General features: G+C 43.8%; 14 protein-coding genes and 2 tRNA genes. 15 read left to right on the forward strand and 1 reads right to left on the reverse strand.

The window, feature by feature from the left end:
* Positions 1 to 72: 72 nt before the first annotated feature.
* Positions 73 to 1,128: a DNA polymerase IV gene (gene dinB, locus FE392_RS05430; protein ID WP_319929216.1), complete on the forward strand. Its 1,056-nt coding sequence runs from the start codon at positions 73 to 75 to the stop codon at positions 1,126 to 1,128.
* A gap of 151 nt (positions 1,129 to 1,279) precedes the next feature.
* Here the strand turns inward: dinB and pepD are convergent, their stop codons facing one another.
* Entirely contained in the window at positions 1,280 to 2,740 is a 1,461-nt protein-coding gene (gene pepD, locus FE392_RS05435) for a beta-Ala-His dipeptidase (RefSeq protein ID WP_319929217.1), read from the reverse strand.
* A 259-nt stretch (positions 2,741 to 2,999) separates the two neighbouring features.
* Here pepD and gpt point away from each other — a divergent pair, with 259 nt between their 5' ends.
* The 14 genes from gpt (at position 3,000) to FE392_RS05505 (ending at position 17,720) form a co-directional block, all read left to right on the forward strand.
* Positions 3,000 to 3,461, forward strand: a complete 462-nt coding sequence (gene gpt, locus FE392_RS05440) for a xanthine phosphoribosyltransferase (RefSeq protein ID WP_319929218.1) — start codon at positions 3,000 to 3,002, stop codon at positions 3,459 to 3,461.
* 15 nt (positions 3,462 to 3,476) lie between these two features.
* Positions 3,477 to 4,724 (forward strand): esterase FrsA, encoded by a 1,248-nt coding sequence (gene frsA, locus FE392_RS05445; protein WP_319929219.1) that lies wholly within the window; start codon positions 3,477 to 3,479, stop codon positions 4,722 to 4,724.
* Positions 4,725 to 4,795: 71 nt separating this feature from the next.
* Entirely contained in the window at positions 4,796 to 5,197 is a 402-nt protein-coding gene (gene crl, locus FE392_RS05450; RefSeq protein WP_319929220.1) for a sigma factor-binding protein Crl, read from the forward strand.
* A gap of 204 nt (positions 5,198 to 5,401) precedes the next feature.
* Positions 5,402 to 6,505 (forward strand): glutamate 5-kinase, encoded by a 1,104-nt coding sequence (gene proB / locus FE392_RS05455; protein WP_319929231.1) that lies wholly within the window; start codon positions 5,402 to 5,404, stop codon positions 6,503 to 6,505.
* A 39-nt stretch (positions 6,506 to 6,544) separates the two neighbouring features.
* A complete protein-coding gene (gene proA / locus FE392_RS05460; RefSeq protein WP_319929221.1) occupies positions 6,545 to 7,798 on the forward strand; it encodes a glutamate-5-semialdehyde dehydrogenase in 1,254 nt (417 codons plus the stop codon).
* A gap of 166 nt (positions 7,799 to 7,964) precedes the next feature.
* Entirely contained in the window at positions 7,965 to 8,495 is a 531-nt protein-coding gene (gene aroL / locus FE392_RS05465) for a shikimate kinase AroL (RefSeq protein ID WP_319929222.1), read from the forward strand.
* A 129-nt stretch (positions 8,496 to 8,624) separates the two neighbouring features.
* Positions 8,625 to 10,772, forward strand: a complete 2,148-nt coding sequence (gene aas, locus FE392_RS05470; RefSeq protein WP_319929223.1) for a bifunctional acyl-ACP--phospholipid O-acyltransferase/long-chain-fatty-acid--ACP ligase — start codon at positions 8,625 to 8,627, stop codon at positions 10,770 to 10,772.
* 4 nt (positions 10,773 to 10,776) lie between these two features.
* Positions 10,777 to 11,973, forward strand: a complete 1,197-nt coding sequence (gene lplT / locus FE392_RS05475) for a lysophospholipid transporter LplT (RefSeq protein WP_319929224.1) — start codon at positions 10,777 to 10,779, stop codon at positions 11,971 to 11,973.
* 25 nt (positions 11,974 to 11,998) lie between these two features.
* Complete coding sequence (gene pncC, locus FE392_RS05480; protein WP_319929225.1) at positions 11,999 to 12,502, forward strand: nicotinamide-nucleotide amidase; 504 nt, start codon at positions 11,999 to 12,001, stop codon at positions 12,500 to 12,502.
* Positions 12,503 to 12,605: 103 nt separating this feature from the next.
* Positions 12,606 to 13,679 (forward strand): recombinase RecA, encoded by a 1,074-nt coding sequence (gene recA / locus FE392_RS05485; RefSeq protein WP_319929226.1) that lies wholly within the window; start codon positions 12,606 to 12,608, stop codon positions 13,677 to 13,679.
* Positions 13,680 to 14,079: 400 nt separating this feature from the next.
* Positions 14,080 to 16,707, forward strand: coding sequence for an alanine--tRNA ligase (gene alaS, locus FE392_RS05490; RefSeq protein ID WP_319929227.1), 2,628 nt, complete (start codon positions 14,080 to 14,082; stop codon positions 16,705 to 16,707).
* Between the two features lie 247 nt (positions 16,708 to 16,954).
* Positions 16,955 to 17,140 (forward strand): carbon storage regulator CsrA, encoded by a 186-nt coding sequence (gene csrA, locus FE392_RS05495; RefSeq protein WP_010845367.1) that lies wholly within the window; start codon positions 16,955 to 16,957, stop codon positions 17,138 to 17,140.
* A gap of 400 nt (positions 17,141 to 17,540) precedes the next feature.
* A tRNA-Ser gene (locus FE392_RS05500) sits at positions 17,541 to 17,633 on the forward strand.
* A 10-nt stretch (positions 17,634 to 17,643) separates the two neighbouring features.
* A tRNA-Arg gene (locus FE392_RS05505) sits at positions 17,644 to 17,720 on the forward strand.
* Positions 17,721 to 17,830: the final 110 nt, after the last annotated feature.

Below are 17,830 nucleotides of genomic sequence, written 5' to 3' on the forward strand. Positions count from 1 at the left end.
CTGAAAAAATTATCTAGAGTTTCATAATCTCCTTCTGTATATTTATACAGTGATTTAGTCCGAGGAGATCAAATGCGCAAAATTATTCATATCGATATGGATTGTTTTTTTGCTGCCATTGAAATGCGGGATAATCCATCACTGCGTAATATCCCTATTGCCGTGGGAGGAAGCGCAGATCGGCGAGGGGTAATAAGTACGGCAAATTATCTCGCCCGCCGTTTTGGGGTGCATAGTGCAATGTCCACAGCCATGGCATTGAAACTGTGTCCGCAATTAAAGGTGGTTCAAGGTCGGATGGCGCTTTATAAAGAAGTGTCTCAACATATCCGCCGTATTTTTTCCCGTTACACTGAGCTAATCGAGCCTCTTTCATTGGATGAAGCCTATCTGGATGTAACGGACTGCCAGCATTGCCACGGCTCAGCCACATTAATTGCTCAAGAAATCCGCCAGGCTATTTTTGATGAATTGCAATTGACTGCCTCTGCGGGCATTGCCCCAGTCAGGTTTTTGGCCAAGATAGCTTCTGATATCAATAAACCGAATGGTCAATATGTGATTGCTCCTGAAAATGTGGACGCTTTTGTCAAAACCCTTCCATTGCGTAAAATTCCCGGTGTGGGGAAAGTCACAGCTAAGCGCCTGTCAGATATGGGGCTAGAAACCTGCTCTGATGTTCAACATTACGATAAGCTGACATTAATAAAAAGTCTGGGCAAATTTGGCCTTTCACTTTGGGAACGTTGTCACGGCATTGATGAACGGCAAATCACCCCGGAACGATTGCGAAAATCAGTCGGGGTGGAAAAGACATTGGTGCAGGATATTTATGAATGGTGCGACTGCGTAGAGTTGATTGAAAAACTGTATCCTGAACTGGAAAAGAGGTTGGCAAAGGTAAAACCCGATCTCCGCATTGCCCGTCAGGGCATCAAATTGAAATTTGACGATTTTCAATTAACGACACAGGAGCATGTTCATCCCTTGCTGGATAAACTTGATCTGATCCAGGTTGCAAAACAAGCTTGGGAAACCCGCAGAGAAGGGCGGGGTGTCAGGTTGGTCGGGTTGCATGTCACTTTACAAAGCCCGCAATTGGAACGTCAGCTTTTATTGGAGTGGTAAATTCAAGGGAACAGCCAATAAGGCATAAGTTAAGGCGTAATAAACAAGACGAAGCAAACAAGATTTAGCCGATAGAGTACAGCCAATCTAAGGAAAAGGAATTGATTCTCCCCCACACGGGACGGCAGGGGAGAGGCGCTGTTACCGGATATTATTCTTTAACCGGGATAGCTTTCAAAATGGCTGTGAGCAGTTGCCAGTATTGGCCGACACTCTTAATGTGAACCCTTTCATCTGGTGAATGAGCACCGCGAATAGTTGGGCCAATGGAAACCATGTCCATATCAGGATACGGTTTTTTGAACAGTCCGCACTCCAGACCCGCGTGAATAACCATGATATTCGGGGTTTTATCGAAAAGTTGGTGATAAGTTTCTCTGACTAAATGCATAACTGGGGAGCTGGCATCAGGTTGCCACCCCGGGTAACTGCCACTTGCAACCGCTTTGGCACCAGATAGTTTTGCCAGAGAGTGCAGCATGTCAACAACATAAAGTTTGCCACTTTCGATCAATGAACGGATCAAGCAAGTGACTTCAACTTTTTCTTCATCCATTGTCACAACGCCAACGTTCAAGGATGTTTCCACAACGCCCTTGGCAACATCACTCATGCGAATAACGCCATTTGGCATGGTATTGAGCATGGACAGGAAACGGGCCTGACATTCTTGTGTTAAAGCGGGTGAAGATGTTTCGATTTCATCCAGTAGGAGAGTTAGATTAGCTTCAGCGACAGCTAATTCATTCTTCAAGGTTTTCAGATAATAATCTTTCAGTTGGTGCAATTTTTCCAATTGATCTGCGGGAACCGCAACGATGCTGTAACCTTCACGGGGAATGGCATTGCGCAGGGTGCCGCCTTGCAGATGGATCAATTTCAGGTTCAATTCATCAGCATGTGCTGCCAAGAAGCGAGCCAGCAATTTGTTCGCGTTGCCCAATCCCAAATGGATGTCACCACCGGAATGGCCGCCTTTCAATCCCTTCATGGTTAGCTTCAGGGTTTTGTAATCGGCAGGCAAAGTTTCACGGGAAAGTGACAGCGTTGTGACAAAATCAATGCCACCAGCACAACCCATGTAAACTTCACCCTCTTCCTCTGAATCGGTATTGATCAGAATATCGGCCTGCAACCAACCGGGTTTCAAACCAAAAGCGCCATTCATGCCGGCTTCTTCGGTCATGGTCAACAATACTTCCAATGGGCCATGCTTGACTGATTCATCTTCCAATACAGCCAAAGCGGAAGCCATGCCAACACCATTGTCAGAGCCTAACGTTGTGCCATCAGCCGTGACCCAGTCACCATCAACATAAGGCCGGATCGGGTCTTTGGTGAAATCATGCTGGGTATCGTTATTTTTTTGTGGAACCATATCAAGATGGGCCTGAAGCACGACGGCCTTGCGGTTTTCCATTCCCTTTGAAGCAGGTTTTCTGATCAAGATATTGCCGACTTCATCTTGCTCTACATGGAACTCTTTGTTTTTGGCCCATTCAATGATGTGAGACGCTAATGCTGCTTCGTGATGGGATGGATGAGGAATGGAACAAATTTGAGCAAAAATATCCCATAGAGGTTGAGGGGATAATGTTGATAGTTCGGACACAGTGAATCTCCTATAACGACATCTGGTGAGATAAAGAGAGTATTTTTGACACATTGGAAAGCTTTTGTCATTTAACGTTCTCCCAATGTTCACATTAAGTTTGAGAATATCACTTTATTGCCTTAATGCGCAGTCAGAATGAGTGCTTACCTTGTTTTTGCTGGTTTTTGCTTGTTCAAATCACTATAATCTCGCGCAACTTTTTTTTTCCGCAAGATACGCTTTTCTGAAATATTCTTAATTTCCAGGATCAAATTTTATGAGTGAAAAATATGTTGTAACGTGGGATATGTTGCAAATACATGCCCGTAAATTAGCCCAACGTTTACTTCCCGTAGATCAGTGGAAAGGCATTATTGCCGTGAGCCGTGGTGGTCTTGTGCCGGGAGCATTGCTTGCTCGTGAATTAGGTATTCGCCATGTCGATACCGTATGTATTTCCAGCTATGATCATGATAACCAGCGTGAGTTGACCGTATTGAAAAAAGCGGAAGGTGACGGCGATGGTTTTATTGTCGTAGATGATCTGGTTGATACTGGAGGTACAGCGAAAGCGATCCGGGATATGTATCCCAAGGCTCATTTTGTAACGATTTTCGCAAAACCAGAAGGTCGTTCTCTTGTCGATGATTATATTGTTGATATTCCGCAAAATACATGGATTGAGCAACCGTGGGATATGGGCGTAATGTTTGTTCCACCCATTTGTGAGAAGCCATAAAATTTTTCTTTTGTCATGACTAAACAAAATCTTTCAGAATCATTGTTTAAGCCGAAGTTTAAACATCGGGAAACCTCTACGCTGGTAAAATACACTTGCTCACAAGCTATCACGACCAGTGATAGCGAGCTTGGTGGGAAGCGCCGCGAGCGTTGGTATCGAATGATTAATTGGCTTGCTTGGATCTGGAGGGGAGTCGATCCGCTGGAAATCCAAGATGTTCTCAGCCGGATTGCCGTGACAGATGCTGAACGAAGCATCGATCATTTGTTGGATACCGTGGTCGGCTATCGTAAGGGAAACTGGGCATTTGAATGGTCACAGCGCGCAATGCACTGGCAACAGGAAGCATTGCGTGCACAAGAAAGTGCGGAAGCCAGCGCTCATTGGGTAAAGGCTTCTACATTGTACAGTATTGCCGCTTATCCACATTTGCGTGGTGATGAATTGGCCGATCAAGCAATAGCGTTGGCAAATAAGGCTTATGAAAATGCTGCACGCTTTTCTGACTATGAATTGAAAAAGCTGGATTTTCAGATGGAAGGAGGCAAACCTGTAACAGGTTTATTGCATCTTCCTGCTAATTCCCAGGGGCCTTGCCCGACGATATTAGTCTGTACCAATGTTGATAGCGTCCAGAGCGATTGTTTGCAGTTGTTTCGTGAGCATTTTTCGCCTCTTGGCTTTGCCATGCTAACGTTGGATATGCCTTCTGTTGGCTATTCTGGCAAATTCACTTTGACGCAAGATACCTGCGCACTCCATCAACAAGTTTTGCAGCAGTTGGTTAATGTGATGTGGGTTGACCATACTCGTATAGGTGTGTTTGGTTTTCGTTTCGGGGCCAATATTGCAGTTCGCCTTGCCTATTTAGAACCAAAACTGATTAAAGGGGTTGCGGTGCTTGGCCCGGTAGTTCATGAATTACTGCATGATGAGAAGTTACAGCAGAAAATTCCGCCAATGTATTTTGATGTATTGGCTAGCCGGTTGGGTATGGGGTTTGTGGATAAAGAAAGGCTATGTTCTGAACTAAGTTGTTATTCCTTGAAAAACCAAGGCTTATTAGGGCGCCGCTGCACTGTGCCTATGTTTTCGGTGTATTGGGAAGATGATATTTTCAGCCCGAGAAAAGATTCTAGATTAATTGCAATGTCATCAATGGATGGCACATTGCGGGCTATCCCGACCAAATCAGTTTATAGTGGATTCAAGAAGTCTTTACACGAAATAAGTGTATGGTTAGAGGATAAAGTTCTATAAAACAAAATTTATTACTTGATATTTTTTAATCATTTGATACAAAGGTGTTCTGTATATAAGGAGACCTTTGTATGACTTTACCCGCAAGTTATTCTAAAAATAAGTTGTTAAAGCGTTTTTCTGCATTAGGGCCGTATGTACGTGAATTAAAATGCCAAAACGATTATTTTTTCTTTGATTGTTTGGCTGTTTGTGTCAGTGCAAAAGTGGCACCAGAAAAACGAGAATTTTGGGGATGGTGGTTAGAATTAGAAGCGCAAGAGCAAGGCTTCGTTTATAAATATCAGATAGGCTTATTTGATAAGCATGGTGAATGGCAGGCCATGAATATCAAAAAGAAAACTGATCTTGTACATCTTGAATCAATCTTGCAGGCGTTTCACAAACGTCTGGCCGATTCTTTTGATACGCTTAAATTACAGTTGATTCCATCGCAAAATACCGCCCCTCTTCAAAACCCACTTACAGTATGATTTTGTTTTAAACTCGCTTTTTTTAAATTTTGCGTTATGTCAGTTGGCATAACGCTTCTCTCCTGTTAAAACTAACGTTGGTTTTTAGCCCGCGTTTTTCCTGAATTGATATTTTTTGAATATGCAATTTTCTTAAACGTGTTGTTTCTTCAAGTTGTTTTTTTACTTATTGTTTTTTCAATTAACTGTAATGGCAGAAATATGATGAATGGCAGCCAAACATTGGTTGTGAAATTAGGGACGAGTGTATTGACAGGTGGCTCTCGTCGTTTGAATCGGGCTCACATTGTGGAATTGGTTCGCCAGTGCGCTAAACAACATGAAAAAGGCCACCGCATTATTATTGTGACTTCCGGGGCAATTGCTGCCGGACGCGAGCATTTAGGATACCCGGATCTTCCCGCAACAATCGCTTCGAAACAGTTACTGGCTGCGGTAGGGCAGAGCCGGTTGATTCAACTGTGGGAGCAACTTTTTTCTATTTACGGTATCCATGTCGGCCAGATGTTGCTCACTCGCGCGGATCTGGAAGATCGCGAACGTTTTCTTAATGCAAGGGATACGCTTCAGGCGTTGCTGGATAATCACATTGTTCCCATTATTAATGAAAATGATGCCGTCGCGACAGCAGAGATAAAAGTGGGTGACAATGACAATCTTTCAGCATTGGCTGCCATTTTAGGCAGTGCAGATAAGCTATTGCTCCTGACCGATATCGAAGGTCTTTATACTGCCGACCCCCGCAATAACCCAAGTGCTGAATTGATCTCTGAAGTGCATGACATCAGCGATGAGCTGAAAATGATGGCCGGAGACAGCGTTTCTGGTTTAGGCACGGGAGGAATGGCCACAAAACTGCAGGCTGCCGGAGTGGCGGGGCGTGCAGGAATTGACGTCGTTATTGCCGCAGGCAACAAGCCGGATGTGATAGCCGATGTCATTGACGGCAAAGCAGTTGGAACACGTTTTCACGGTCTTAAGAGCCCACTGGAAAATCGCAAGCGCTGGATTTTTGGTGCTCCTCCTGCTGGGGAAATCATTGTCGATCATGGGGCTGAAACAGCTATTTTGGAAAAAGGCAGCTCTCTGCTGCCAAAAGGGATTAAAAACGTTAAAGGTAATTTCTCCCGTGGTGAGGTTATTTGTATCCGTAGCTTATCTGGCAAGGATTTAGCCCACGGTGTTTGCCGTTATAATAGCGATGCCTTACGTATGATAGCTGGTCATCATTCACAGCAAATCAGCCTGATATTGGGTTATGAGTATGGCGCAGTTGCGGTTCACCGTGACGATTTGATCGTAAGTTAATTAGCTGATCGTAATTGATCATGAGTTAAGGATTCCACCATGCTAGAGCAGATGGGAAAAGCCGCCAAAGCAGCATCATGGCAGTTGGCACAATTGAGCACCAGTCAAAAAAATCAGGCGTTGAATCACATTGCTGATTTGCTGGAAGCAGAAACTGAAGTGATTCTTGCTGCCAATCAGCAAGATATGGAACAGGCCCGCGGGCAGGGTATGAGTGAAGCGCTGCTCGATCGCTTATTACTGACTCCGGAACGTTTGAATGCCATCGCCAATGATGTGCGCCAGGTATGTCGGTTGGCAGACCCTGTTGGGCAGGTTATGGACGGGCAAACGCTGGATAATGGGTTGCAATTGAGCCGCCGCCGGGTTCCTTTGGGGGTTATTGGCGTGATTTATGAAGCCCGCCCCAATGTCACTATCGATGTGGCTTCGTTGTGTCTGAAAACGGGTAATGCAGTGATACTGCGCGGTGGTAAAGAAACCCATCATACCAATCAGGCAATGGTTAAAGTTATTCAGCAGGCATTGGAGCAAAGTGGATTGCCTGCTGCGGCAGTTCAGGCCATCAATAAACCTGATCGCGAGCTAGTCGCTGAATTACTGAAAATGGACCGCTATGTTGATATGTTGATCCCCCGTGGTGGTGCCGGATTACATAAACTATGCCGTGAACAATCGACTATTCCGGTGATTACAGGTGGTATTGGTGTTTGTCATACATTTGTAGATGAAAGCATCAATATAGAAAAAGCATTGGAAATTATCACTAATGCAAAAGTTCAGCGACCAAGTGCCTGTAATTCTCTGGAAACCTTATTGGTACATGAAAAAATCGCCGGTGATTTTTTGCCGTTGCTGAGTAGCAAAATGAAAGAGCAGGGAGTAACACTGCACGCAAGCGCATCAGCAATGATGTTGCTGAAAAGCGGCCCGGCAACAGTAGTTGAAGTAACGGAAGAAGATTACTCTGATGAGTGGTTATCGCTGGATATGAATGTCGAGGTTGTCAGCGATATCGATCAGGCTATCTCCCACATACGTACCTATGGTACAGCCCATTCTGATGCTATTTTGACGGAATCTTTGCAACAGGCTGATTATTTTGTCCGCCATGTGGATTCAGCCGCAGTCTACGTGAATGCAAGTACGCGCTTTACTGACGGTGGTCAGTTCGGTTTGGGGGCTGAGGTTGCTGTCAGTACCCAGAAATTGCATTCCAGAGGCCCGATGGGGTTGGATGCACTGACGACGTACAAATGGATTGGTTATGGTGATTATTTACCCCGCCAATAATGATATCCTGCTTTAATTAGAATTTATTTAATTACAAAAAGTCACACTTAATGTTAAGTGTGACTTTTTGTTCAATGAAAAATACTTTTTTACACCAGTGTAAATATTTAGTTACTATACTTTATGTTTTAGGCTTAACTTAATTACTCTTCAGGAAAACAACGAAATGAAACAGGCTCTATTCATCGTAGGCGCGCGCGGTGCAGGGAAGACGACAATAGGTAAGTTGTTGGCTGAAACATTGTCGTACAAATTTATTGACACTGATGAGAGCATTCAAGCAACTAGCAAAATGACTATTGCTGATCTTGTTGAGCAACATGGTTGGGAATATTTTAGAACGCTGGAAAGCCAAATGTTGAAAATGGCGAGCCAAGATGGGCATGTTGTTTCAACTGGCGGGGGAATGGTCTTGTCGGCAAAAAACCGCGATTATATGCGACAGAATGGGATTGTAATTTATCTGCAAGCGCCAGCAGACATTCTTATCAATAGATTATCCCTCACACCGGAAAATTCACAGCGCCCCAGCCTGACAGGAAAATCTATCCTCGAAGAAATTGAAGATATATTGATCGAAAGGGAACCTCTGTACTGTGAGTGTGCAAATTTCATTGTTGATGCCAGTTTGGTAACAGAAGATATTGTCGATACCATCAAATCCTATATTTTAGACCAAAAAAATAAGATAATTTGATATATAAATGTATTTTTAGGTTATTTTTTATATAGAGGGGAAATCTTATATATCAGGCTGTCCATACAATTTATAGTATAACCCTATTTATTTACTTTAATTTTATTTAATTATGTTTGAGATATGGATATGCTCTTGAATTTAATTCGTTTATTAATTCGTATACTTTTTAGGGTTACAGTCGAAGGTGATGTTAAGCAGCTCGAACATCCCAAATGCATTATTACACCCAATCATATTTCTTTTTTAGACGGCCTTTTAATCGGGCTGTTTCTGCCAGTCAAACCAGTCTTCGCCATCTATTCTAATATTGCTACCCGCAATTTCATGAAATTTGTCAAAATTTATGCGGATGTCGTGCCACTGGATCCCACCAATCCAATGGCGGTAAGGACATTGGTCAAAGAAGTGGATAAAGGGCGCCCGATTGTTATTTTCCCTGAAGGGAGAATAACTGTAACCGGCTCTTTGATGAAAATTTATGATGGCGCTGCCTTTATCGCGGCTAAATCAGGGGCGAAGGTTGTCCCGGTTCGTATTGATGGCGCGGAACAATCCATTTTTGGGCGATTAAAAGGGATTATGAAGTTGCATTGGTTCCCGAAAATCGCCATTAAGATTTTACCTGCCGTTGATCTACCAATGCCGGAGGCGGCTGATTCAACGGAACGCCGTCGCTTAGCAGGGGAACATCTCCATGCCATCATGATGAATGTAAGAATGCAGACGCGGCCAAAAGAAACACTGTTCAGTGCTTATTTAACCTCTCAAAAACGTTTTGGTCGTTTCAAGCCTTGTATCGAAGATGCGAACTTTCAGGAAGATAGCTATCACTCATTGCTGAAAAAAATATTGGGCATCAGCCGGATATTCGAACGCTTTACAACAGAAGGGGAGCGGGTAGGTTTATTGTTGCCGAATGCAACGATAATGGCTGCCGGTATATATGGCGCTTCCTTGAAAGGGCGGGTGCCAGCTCTGCTGAACTATACGGCCGGAAGCAGCGGAATTAAAAATGCCATGCAGGCTGCGACCATTAAAACTATTGTGACATCGCGTCAATTCCTGGAAAAAGGGCAATTAACGGATTTGCCAGAACAGGTAGCCGAAGCCAATTGGATATATCTCGAAGATTTAAAAGAGACGGTCACTTGGCAAGATAAATGTTGGGTGTTGTGGCATCTGATTTTTCCTTCCAAAGCTATTCTGGCGTCGCAGAAACCTGATGATGACGCGTTGATCCTGTTTACGTCAGGCTCAGAAGGCGCACCTAAAGGCGTGGTTCACAGCCATGCCAGTTTAATAGCCAATGTTGAGCAAATAAAAACGGTTGCTGATTTTACTCCACAAGATCGTTTTATGTCTTCCTTGCCGCTGTTCCATGCCTTTGGGCTGACAGTCGGTTTATTGACGCCACTGATGACCGGCAGCCGTGTATTCCTCTACCCAAGCCCATTGCATTACCGTGTCGTACCTGAGCTGGTTTATGACTGCAATTGTACTGTGTTGTTTGGTACTTCGACTTTCTTGGGAAATTATGCCCGTTTTGCGCATCCGTATGATTTCGCCCGTTTGCGTTATGTCGTGGCTGGTGCAGAAAAATTATCAGAGAGCACCAAAAACATTTGGCAGGATAAATTCGGTATCCGCATTCTGGAAGGCTATGGTGTGACAGAATGTGCGCCTGTTGTAGCAATCAACGTACCTATGGCTGCAAAAGTGGGAACTGTTGGGCGGATATTACCCGGTATGGAAGCGCGTTTATTGCCTGTGCAAGGCATTGAAAAAGGTGGGCGTTTACAATTGCGTGGGCCTAATATTATGAAAGGCTACCTGCGTGTTGAAGCCCCTGAACGCCTGGAACCACCATCAGCAGAAGATGCAGAAGGGAATAACCAGATAGGCTGGTATGACACCGGAGATATTGTTTTCATCGATAAAGATGGTTTTTGTTCTATCCAAGGTCGTGTAAAGCGTTTTGCTAAACTTGCGGGGGAAATGGTTTCTCTTGAGGCTGTAGAGCACATGGCTGCACATGTTTCTACTGATGCACAACATGCGGCAACAGCCAAGAGCGATCATAAAAAAGGTGAAGCACTGGTACTGTTCACAACCGATGTCAATTTACAGCGAAATTCAATGCTGGGGATCGCTCGTGAAATGGGCATGCCGGAGCTGGCGGTTCCGCGTGATATCCGTTATGTAAAACAATTGCCTTTGCTTGGCAGCGGAAAACCGGATTTTGTCACTTTAAGAAGAATGGCTGAACAGGGGTAAGGAAATGGAAGGTTCTGTGGAGAATAATTCCCTGCTCAATAAGGGAATGAAGGCCGTATTGTTTTCGCAATTTCTTTCTGCATTTGCTGACAATGCGCTCTTATTTACCATCTTGGCTCAATTGAAGGCTGAGGCTTACCCTGAATGGAGTTTGCCGGCCCTGCAAATGGTCTTCGTGCTGGCTTACATTGTATTTGCCCCCTTTGTGGGGCAAATTGCTGATAGGTTTTCCAAAGGGCGTGTAATGCTCTTTTCCAATAGCATCAAACTGCTTGGCGCTATCAGCATTTGCATCGATGTGAACCCATTTGTCGGTTATACCCTGGTCGGAATTGGTGCCGCCATTTATTCTCCTGCTAAATATGGCATCTTGGGAGAACTGACGGACGAACGGAGTTTGGTAAAAGCTAATGGCTTAATGGAAGCATCAACCATTGCTGCCATTTTAGTGGGTTCAGTCGCCGGTGGTTTTATTTCTGACTTTAACCTGATACTGGCATTGGGACTTTGTGCTTTGCTGTATGGCACAGCAGTCGTAGCCAACTTTTATATTCCTCGTTTGTCGGCAGCGCGTCAGGAAAAAGGTTGGGTTTTCAAAGAAATGCTGGTGGATTTTATAGCGGTCTGTGTTGCACTTTGGCGTAACCAAGATACGCGATTCTCACTGGTTGGCACCAGCTTGTTTTGGGGAGCAGGGGTTACACTGCGTTTACTGCTGATTTCATGGGTTCCGTTGGTATTGGGGATTGAGGGGAATACAACTCCCACATTGATGTCTGCGGTCGTTTCTATTGGTATTATTGCCGGAGCGGGCTTGGCTGCGCGCTTTATTACATTGAAGACAGTCCGACGTTGTATGCCCGCCGGTGTCTTGATAGGCATAATGGTGATTCTTCTGGTGACTCAAGAATCGTTATGGCTTTCTTACTTGATATTAATTTTCCTTGGAATGTTTGGCGGGCTGTTCATTGTCCCGCTTAATGCGTTATTGCAGGAACATGGCAAAAATACCATGGGGGCAGGCAAGGCCGTTGCTGTGCAAAATTTCGGTGAAAATAGTGCCATGTTGATCATGTTGGGGCTGTATTTGATCGCCATGATGTTGAAAATATCGATTATTTCTGTTGGCATTGGTTTTGGCATTGCACTTTCTCTGGCAATCGGGGGATTGTGGATTTGGGATATGCTTCGGAAAAATTAATTTATTATCGAATTGAAGGCTTGTTATGGATGAAAAAATCCTGAATCAGCTTAGTATTGAATTGGGAAAAAGATTAAAGCAGAAAAAACTCTCCGTGACCTGTGCCGAATCTTGCACGGGAGGCTGGATTGCCAAAGCGATCACAGATATTGCGGGGAGTTCAGCCTACTTTAATCGCGGTTTTGTGACATACAGTAATGATGCCAAACATGAAATGCTGGGAGTATCACTGGAATCACTGAAACAGTTTGGTGCGGTAAGTGAACAAATTGTCAAAGAAATGGCAGAAGGGGCACTAAAAATCGCTAAAGCGGATTTTTCTGTTTCTGTCAGTGGTATTGCCGGCCCGGATGGCGGGAGCGAAGAAAAACCAACGGGTACTGTATGGGTTGGATTTGCCTTTTATATTGACGGCAGTATACAAACCGTAACTTATCGCCAGCATTTTATGGGCGATCGTGATGCCGTGCGTTTGCAGGCGGTTATTTTTTCTTTAAAAACATTGTTGGACAAAATCATAAAAAATTAACTTGATGCTGTATGATTATACAGTATAATCATACGGCACTTTGGTATCAGAAACAGTTTATCAGCAGTGGGGCAGCCCCTTCATTGCTTGCGAAGGAGTAAACATGGCTAACGATGAAAACAAACAAAAAGCACTAGCAGCAGCGCTCGGTCAAATTGAAAAACAATTTGGTAAAGGTTCCATCATGCGTTTGGGTGAAAACCGCTCGATGGATGTTGAAACCATTTCTACTGGCTCTCTGTCACTGGACATTGCATTAGGTGCAGGCGGCTTGCCAATGGGGCGTATCGTTGAAATATACGGGCCTGAGTCATCCGGTAAAACAACACTGACATTACAAGTTATTGCTGCTGCGCAACGTGAAGGCAGAACATGTGCTTTTATTGATGCCGAACATGCTCTTGACCCGGTTTATGCTAAAAAGCTGGGTGTAGATATTGATAATCTGTTGTGCTCTCAGCCTGATACGGGCGAACAAGCGTTGGAAATCTGTGATGCATTATCACGTTCTGGCGCGGTTGACGTCATTATTGTTGACTCCGTTGCTGCATTGACACCGAAAGCAGAAATTGAAGGTGAGATCGGCGATTCTCACATGGGCTTGGCAGCACGTATGATGAGCCAGGCCATGCGTAAGCTGGCAGGTAACTTGAAAAACTCAAATACCTTGCTGATCTTCATCAACCAGATCCGTATGAAAATTGGGGTCATGTTTGGTAACCCTGAAACAACGACTGGCGGTAACGCTCTGAAGTTTTATGCTTCTGTTCGTTTGGATATCCGCCGTACCGGTTCAGTGAAAAATGGTGATGAAGTTGTTGGTAGCGAAACGCGTGTGAAGGTTGTCAAAAATAAAGTTGCCGCACCGTTTAAACAAGCTGAATTCCAAATTCTTTATGGCGAAGGCATTAACACTTTCGGCGAATTGATTGATTTGGGTGTTAAACATAAATTGGTGGAAAAAGCGGGCGCATGGTACAGCTACAATGGCGATAAAATTGGGCAAGGTAAAGCCAACGCGACTATCTATCTGAAAGAACACCCAGAAGCTGCTGCTGAATTGGATAAGAAACTGCGTGAGTTGTTGTTAAACAACACCGGAGATTTCAGCGCAGCTGCAGATTATGAATCAGCTTATGAAAACAATGCTGAAGAAGTGAATAACGAAGAGTTCTAATAACTTTTCATTCTCACTGCTACTTTTGCTGTCATTATCTGTAACTTGCAGAGGCAGTTTCTTAAGAACCACATCCAAAACGGGTGTGGTTTTTTGTTTTATATGAATGAAGATAGCCAATGAATTTCAGAATGGAGTCAACCAAGTTTCCACTTGGAAGACGAAAGGGATAAACATTATTGAAATGGGCGTATCGAAACTGGCTCGACAAACGGGCTTTAAGAAAATTCCCAGACGAATTACAATGCTGAAAAGCGAATGGATTTATATGGGATTTTACTTCTTACGGAAGACATTCTATCTTAACCCTACTTTAATTTATTCGTGAGTTGAAATGGTAATGTGATATACCATTTCAATTATTCACAAATCTGTTTTTCAGCTTGATTTCGGGACAATTATGAGCAAAAGCACCGCTGAGATCCGTCAAGCGTTTCTTGACTTTTTTCATACTAAAGGGCACCAAATAGTACCAAGCAGTTCGTTGGTGCCAACCAATGATCCAACATTGTTGTTCACCAATGCGGGAATGAACCAGTTCAAAGATGTCTTTTTGGGATTGGATAAAAGACCTTATTCTAGAGCAACAACGGCTCAGCGCTGTGTTCGTGCGGGCGGTAAGCATAACGATTTAGAAAATGTGGGTTATACCGCTCGTCACCACACTTTCTTCGAGATGTTGGGTAATTTTAGTTTTGGTGATTATTTCAAGCAAGATGCTATCAAATATGCATGGGAATTATTGACCAGCAAAGAATGGTTTAATCTGCCAGAAGAAAAATTGTGGGTGACTGTCTATAAGACAGATGATGAAGCCTATGATATTTGGCTCAAAGAAGTTGGTGTTCCAGCAGAAAGAATTATTCGCATAGGCGATAAAGGTGATAAGCCTTTTAATTCTGATAATTTCTGGCAAATGGGTGAAACTGGTCCTTGTGGCCCTTGTACAGAAATTTTCTACGACCATGGCGACCACATTTGGGGTGGGCCTCCAGGCAGCCCAGAAGAAGATGGCGATAGATATATTGAAATTTGGAACATCGTTTTCATGCAATTCAATCGTCATGCAGATGGCACCATGGAGCCGCTGCCAAAACCTTCTGTTGATACAGGTATGGGATTAGAGCGCATTTCTGCAGTATTGCAGCATGTTAATTCCAACTACGAAATTGACCTATTCCAGAATTTGATTGCTGCGGTCGCTGAAGTTACAGGTGCGTCAGATCTCACCAACAAATCTTTGCGGGTTGTGGCTGACCATATCCGTGCATGCGCATTCTTGATTTGTGATGGTGTTACTCCATCCAATGAAAACAGAGGATATGTACTGCGTCGTATCATTCGTCGCGCGGTTCGCCATGGAAATATGTTAGGCGCGAAAGAAGCATTCTTCTATAAACTAGTAGCTCCATTAATTAAGGTTATGGGCGCTGCGGGTGAAGAATTGGAGCAGCAACAATCTTTGGTTGAGCAAGTATTGAAAACCGAGGAAGAACAGTTTGCCCGTACTCTGGAACGTGGCTTGCAATTGCTGGATGAAGAATTGGCGAAGTTATCCGGTGATACCCTCCCAGGTGAAGCTGCTTTCCGTTTGTATGACACTTATGGTTTCCCGGTTGATTTGACTGCGGATGTTTGCCGTGAGCGCAATATTAAAGTTGATGAAGCTGGCTTTGATGTAGCAATGGAGAATCAACGCCGTCGGGCTCGTGAATCCAGCGGCTTTGATACCGATTACAATGAGCTGATCAAAGTTGATGGTCGCAGTGATTTCTGTGGTTATGAACACAATTCACAACAAGCAGCAGTAACTGCAATCTTCCGCAATGGCGAATCTGTTGAGCAAATTCATGCCGGTGAAGAAGCTGTCATTATACTGGATAAAACAGCCTTCTATGCAGAATCTGGTGGGCAGGTTGGTGATACGGGTAAATTGTCGAATGGTCACGGCGTATTTGAAGTTGTTGATACACAAAAATATGCGCAGGCAATTGGGCATATCGGCAAATTGACAAGTGGTAGTTTGAGCGTTAATCATACTGTCAATGCTGAGATTGATGTAGTGCGTAGAGATGCTATTCGCTTGAATCACTCTGCAACTCATTTATTGCATTCAGCATTGCGTCAAATTCTGGGAGAGCATGTAACCCAGAAAGGCTCTTTGGTTAATGATAAATACCTACGTTTTGATTTTTCTCACTATGAAGCGATGAAACTAGAACAGATCCGTCAGGTAGAAAATTTGGTGAATGAAGAGGTTCGTAAAAATTCTCCGATTGTTACCGAATTGATGGAGCTGGAAGAGGCTAAATCTAAAGGTGCCATGGCGCTGTTTGGTGAGAAATATGATGAAAAAGTGCGTGTACTGAGCATGGGTGGTTTTTCTACCGAACTTTGTGGTGGTACTCATGCAAGTCGCACAGGTGATATTGGTTTATTCCGTATATCCAGTGAATCAGGTACGGCTGCGGGAATTCGCCGTATTGAAGCTATTACGGGTCAAACTGCGCTGAATTCTCTCTATCAGCAAACTGATTTACTACAAGACATTGCTCATTTGGTTAAGAGTGATATCGGTAGCTTAAATGAGAAAGTGAAAACGACACTAGATAGAACTAAGCAATTGGAAAAAGAGTTGCAATTGTTGAAATCTCAGCAGGCAGCTCAAGAAAGTTCTTCTTTGTCCAGTCAGGCTAAAGAAATTCAAGGTGTCCGCCTTCTGGTAACACAATTAGGTGACGTTGAACCAAAAATGCTCAGAACAATGGTTGATGACCTGAAAAACCAATTGGGATCAGCAATTATTGTGCTTTCTACAGCAACTGGTGATAAAGTCAGCCTAATTGTTGGTATAACGAAGGATTTGACTGCTAGAATAAAAGCAGGCGATTTAATCTCTTTTGTTGCCCAACAAGTTGGAGGTAAAGGAGGAGGACGTCCTGATCTGGCTCAGGCTGGTGGTACGGATGTAGCAGCTCTTCCTTCAGCATTGGCTAGTGTAGAAGAGTGGGTAACATTGCGGTTATAGTCGGTACTGCCGTGACTGCAACGGCATCATGAAAGTGCTTTTTTATGGTGCCGAATGTTTTTTGTTGTGAAATTGTTGAAATGTTGGGCACATACTTATATTTTAGCTATCCTATAGATGTAGGGAATGTGTTCAAAACTGCTTATAGTTTAAGTAGATATCATTGCTTTACGTTTTCACGGTGTTTGATGGATAATAGCGGGGAAACCTAGAGACCCGACTCTTTTAAATTTTCAAGGAGCAAAGAATGCTTATTCTGACTCGTCGAGTTGGTGAAACACTCATGATAGGCGATGAGGTAACAGTCACAGTACTGGGAGTTAAAGGCAACCAAGTTCGCATTGGTGTAAATGCACCCAAGGAAGTTTCTGTTCACCGTGAAGAAATTTATCAACGGATCCAGGCAGAGAAGTCTCAGCCTACAACTTTTTAATTCAAGAATGGCGTCCATGCTTTTTTAAGACTTGGGCGCTACTCTACTCACTCCCCTCCTTTTTTACGCCTGACGGTTTTATTTCTCCCTTTTCAAGCTAATTCCATTCTCTCACGTCTTTTTATTTTCTATCAGTTGAAAAGACCTCGTTCATGAGGCCATAGCGATGAATAATTATTTTTATAAAACCTAACAGCAATTGGATGGTTTTGCTGTCGATAAAACAGCCCTTTAGACGTTAATACAATCATTTTGTGTGCGAAGTGTGCAAACGGAAAAAAGTTGCGAAAAATTGTTTGACTTATCAGGCAGGGAAAGTAATATGTGCGCCATCGCAGCGACGAAGAGCTTGAAGAAAAGATTCTGAGTTGCAAGTTTTAAAGCGAAGAGTTTTAAAAATGGTGAGGTGGCCGAGAGGCTGAAGGCGCTCCCCTGCTAAGGGAGTATGTGGTTAAGAGCTGCATCGAGGGTTCGAATCCCTCCCTCACCGCCATTTTAGAAATGCATCCGTAGCTCAGCTGGATAGAGTACTCGGCTACGAACCGAGCGGTCGGAGGTTCGAATCCTCCCGGATGCACCACTTTAAACTCCGCGATTTTTAGGTAATTCAATTCTGTCGAGTCAGGCAATCAAGAGCGCCTGAACAAAACCTTTACAGAAATAGTAAACCGACAATGCATCCGTAGCTCA

The organism is Xenorhabdus santafensis (assembly GCF_033949405.1).
Taxonomy (GTDB): domain Bacteria; phylum Pseudomonadota; class Gammaproteobacteria; order Enterobacterales; family Enterobacteriaceae; genus Xenorhabdus; species Xenorhabdus santafensis.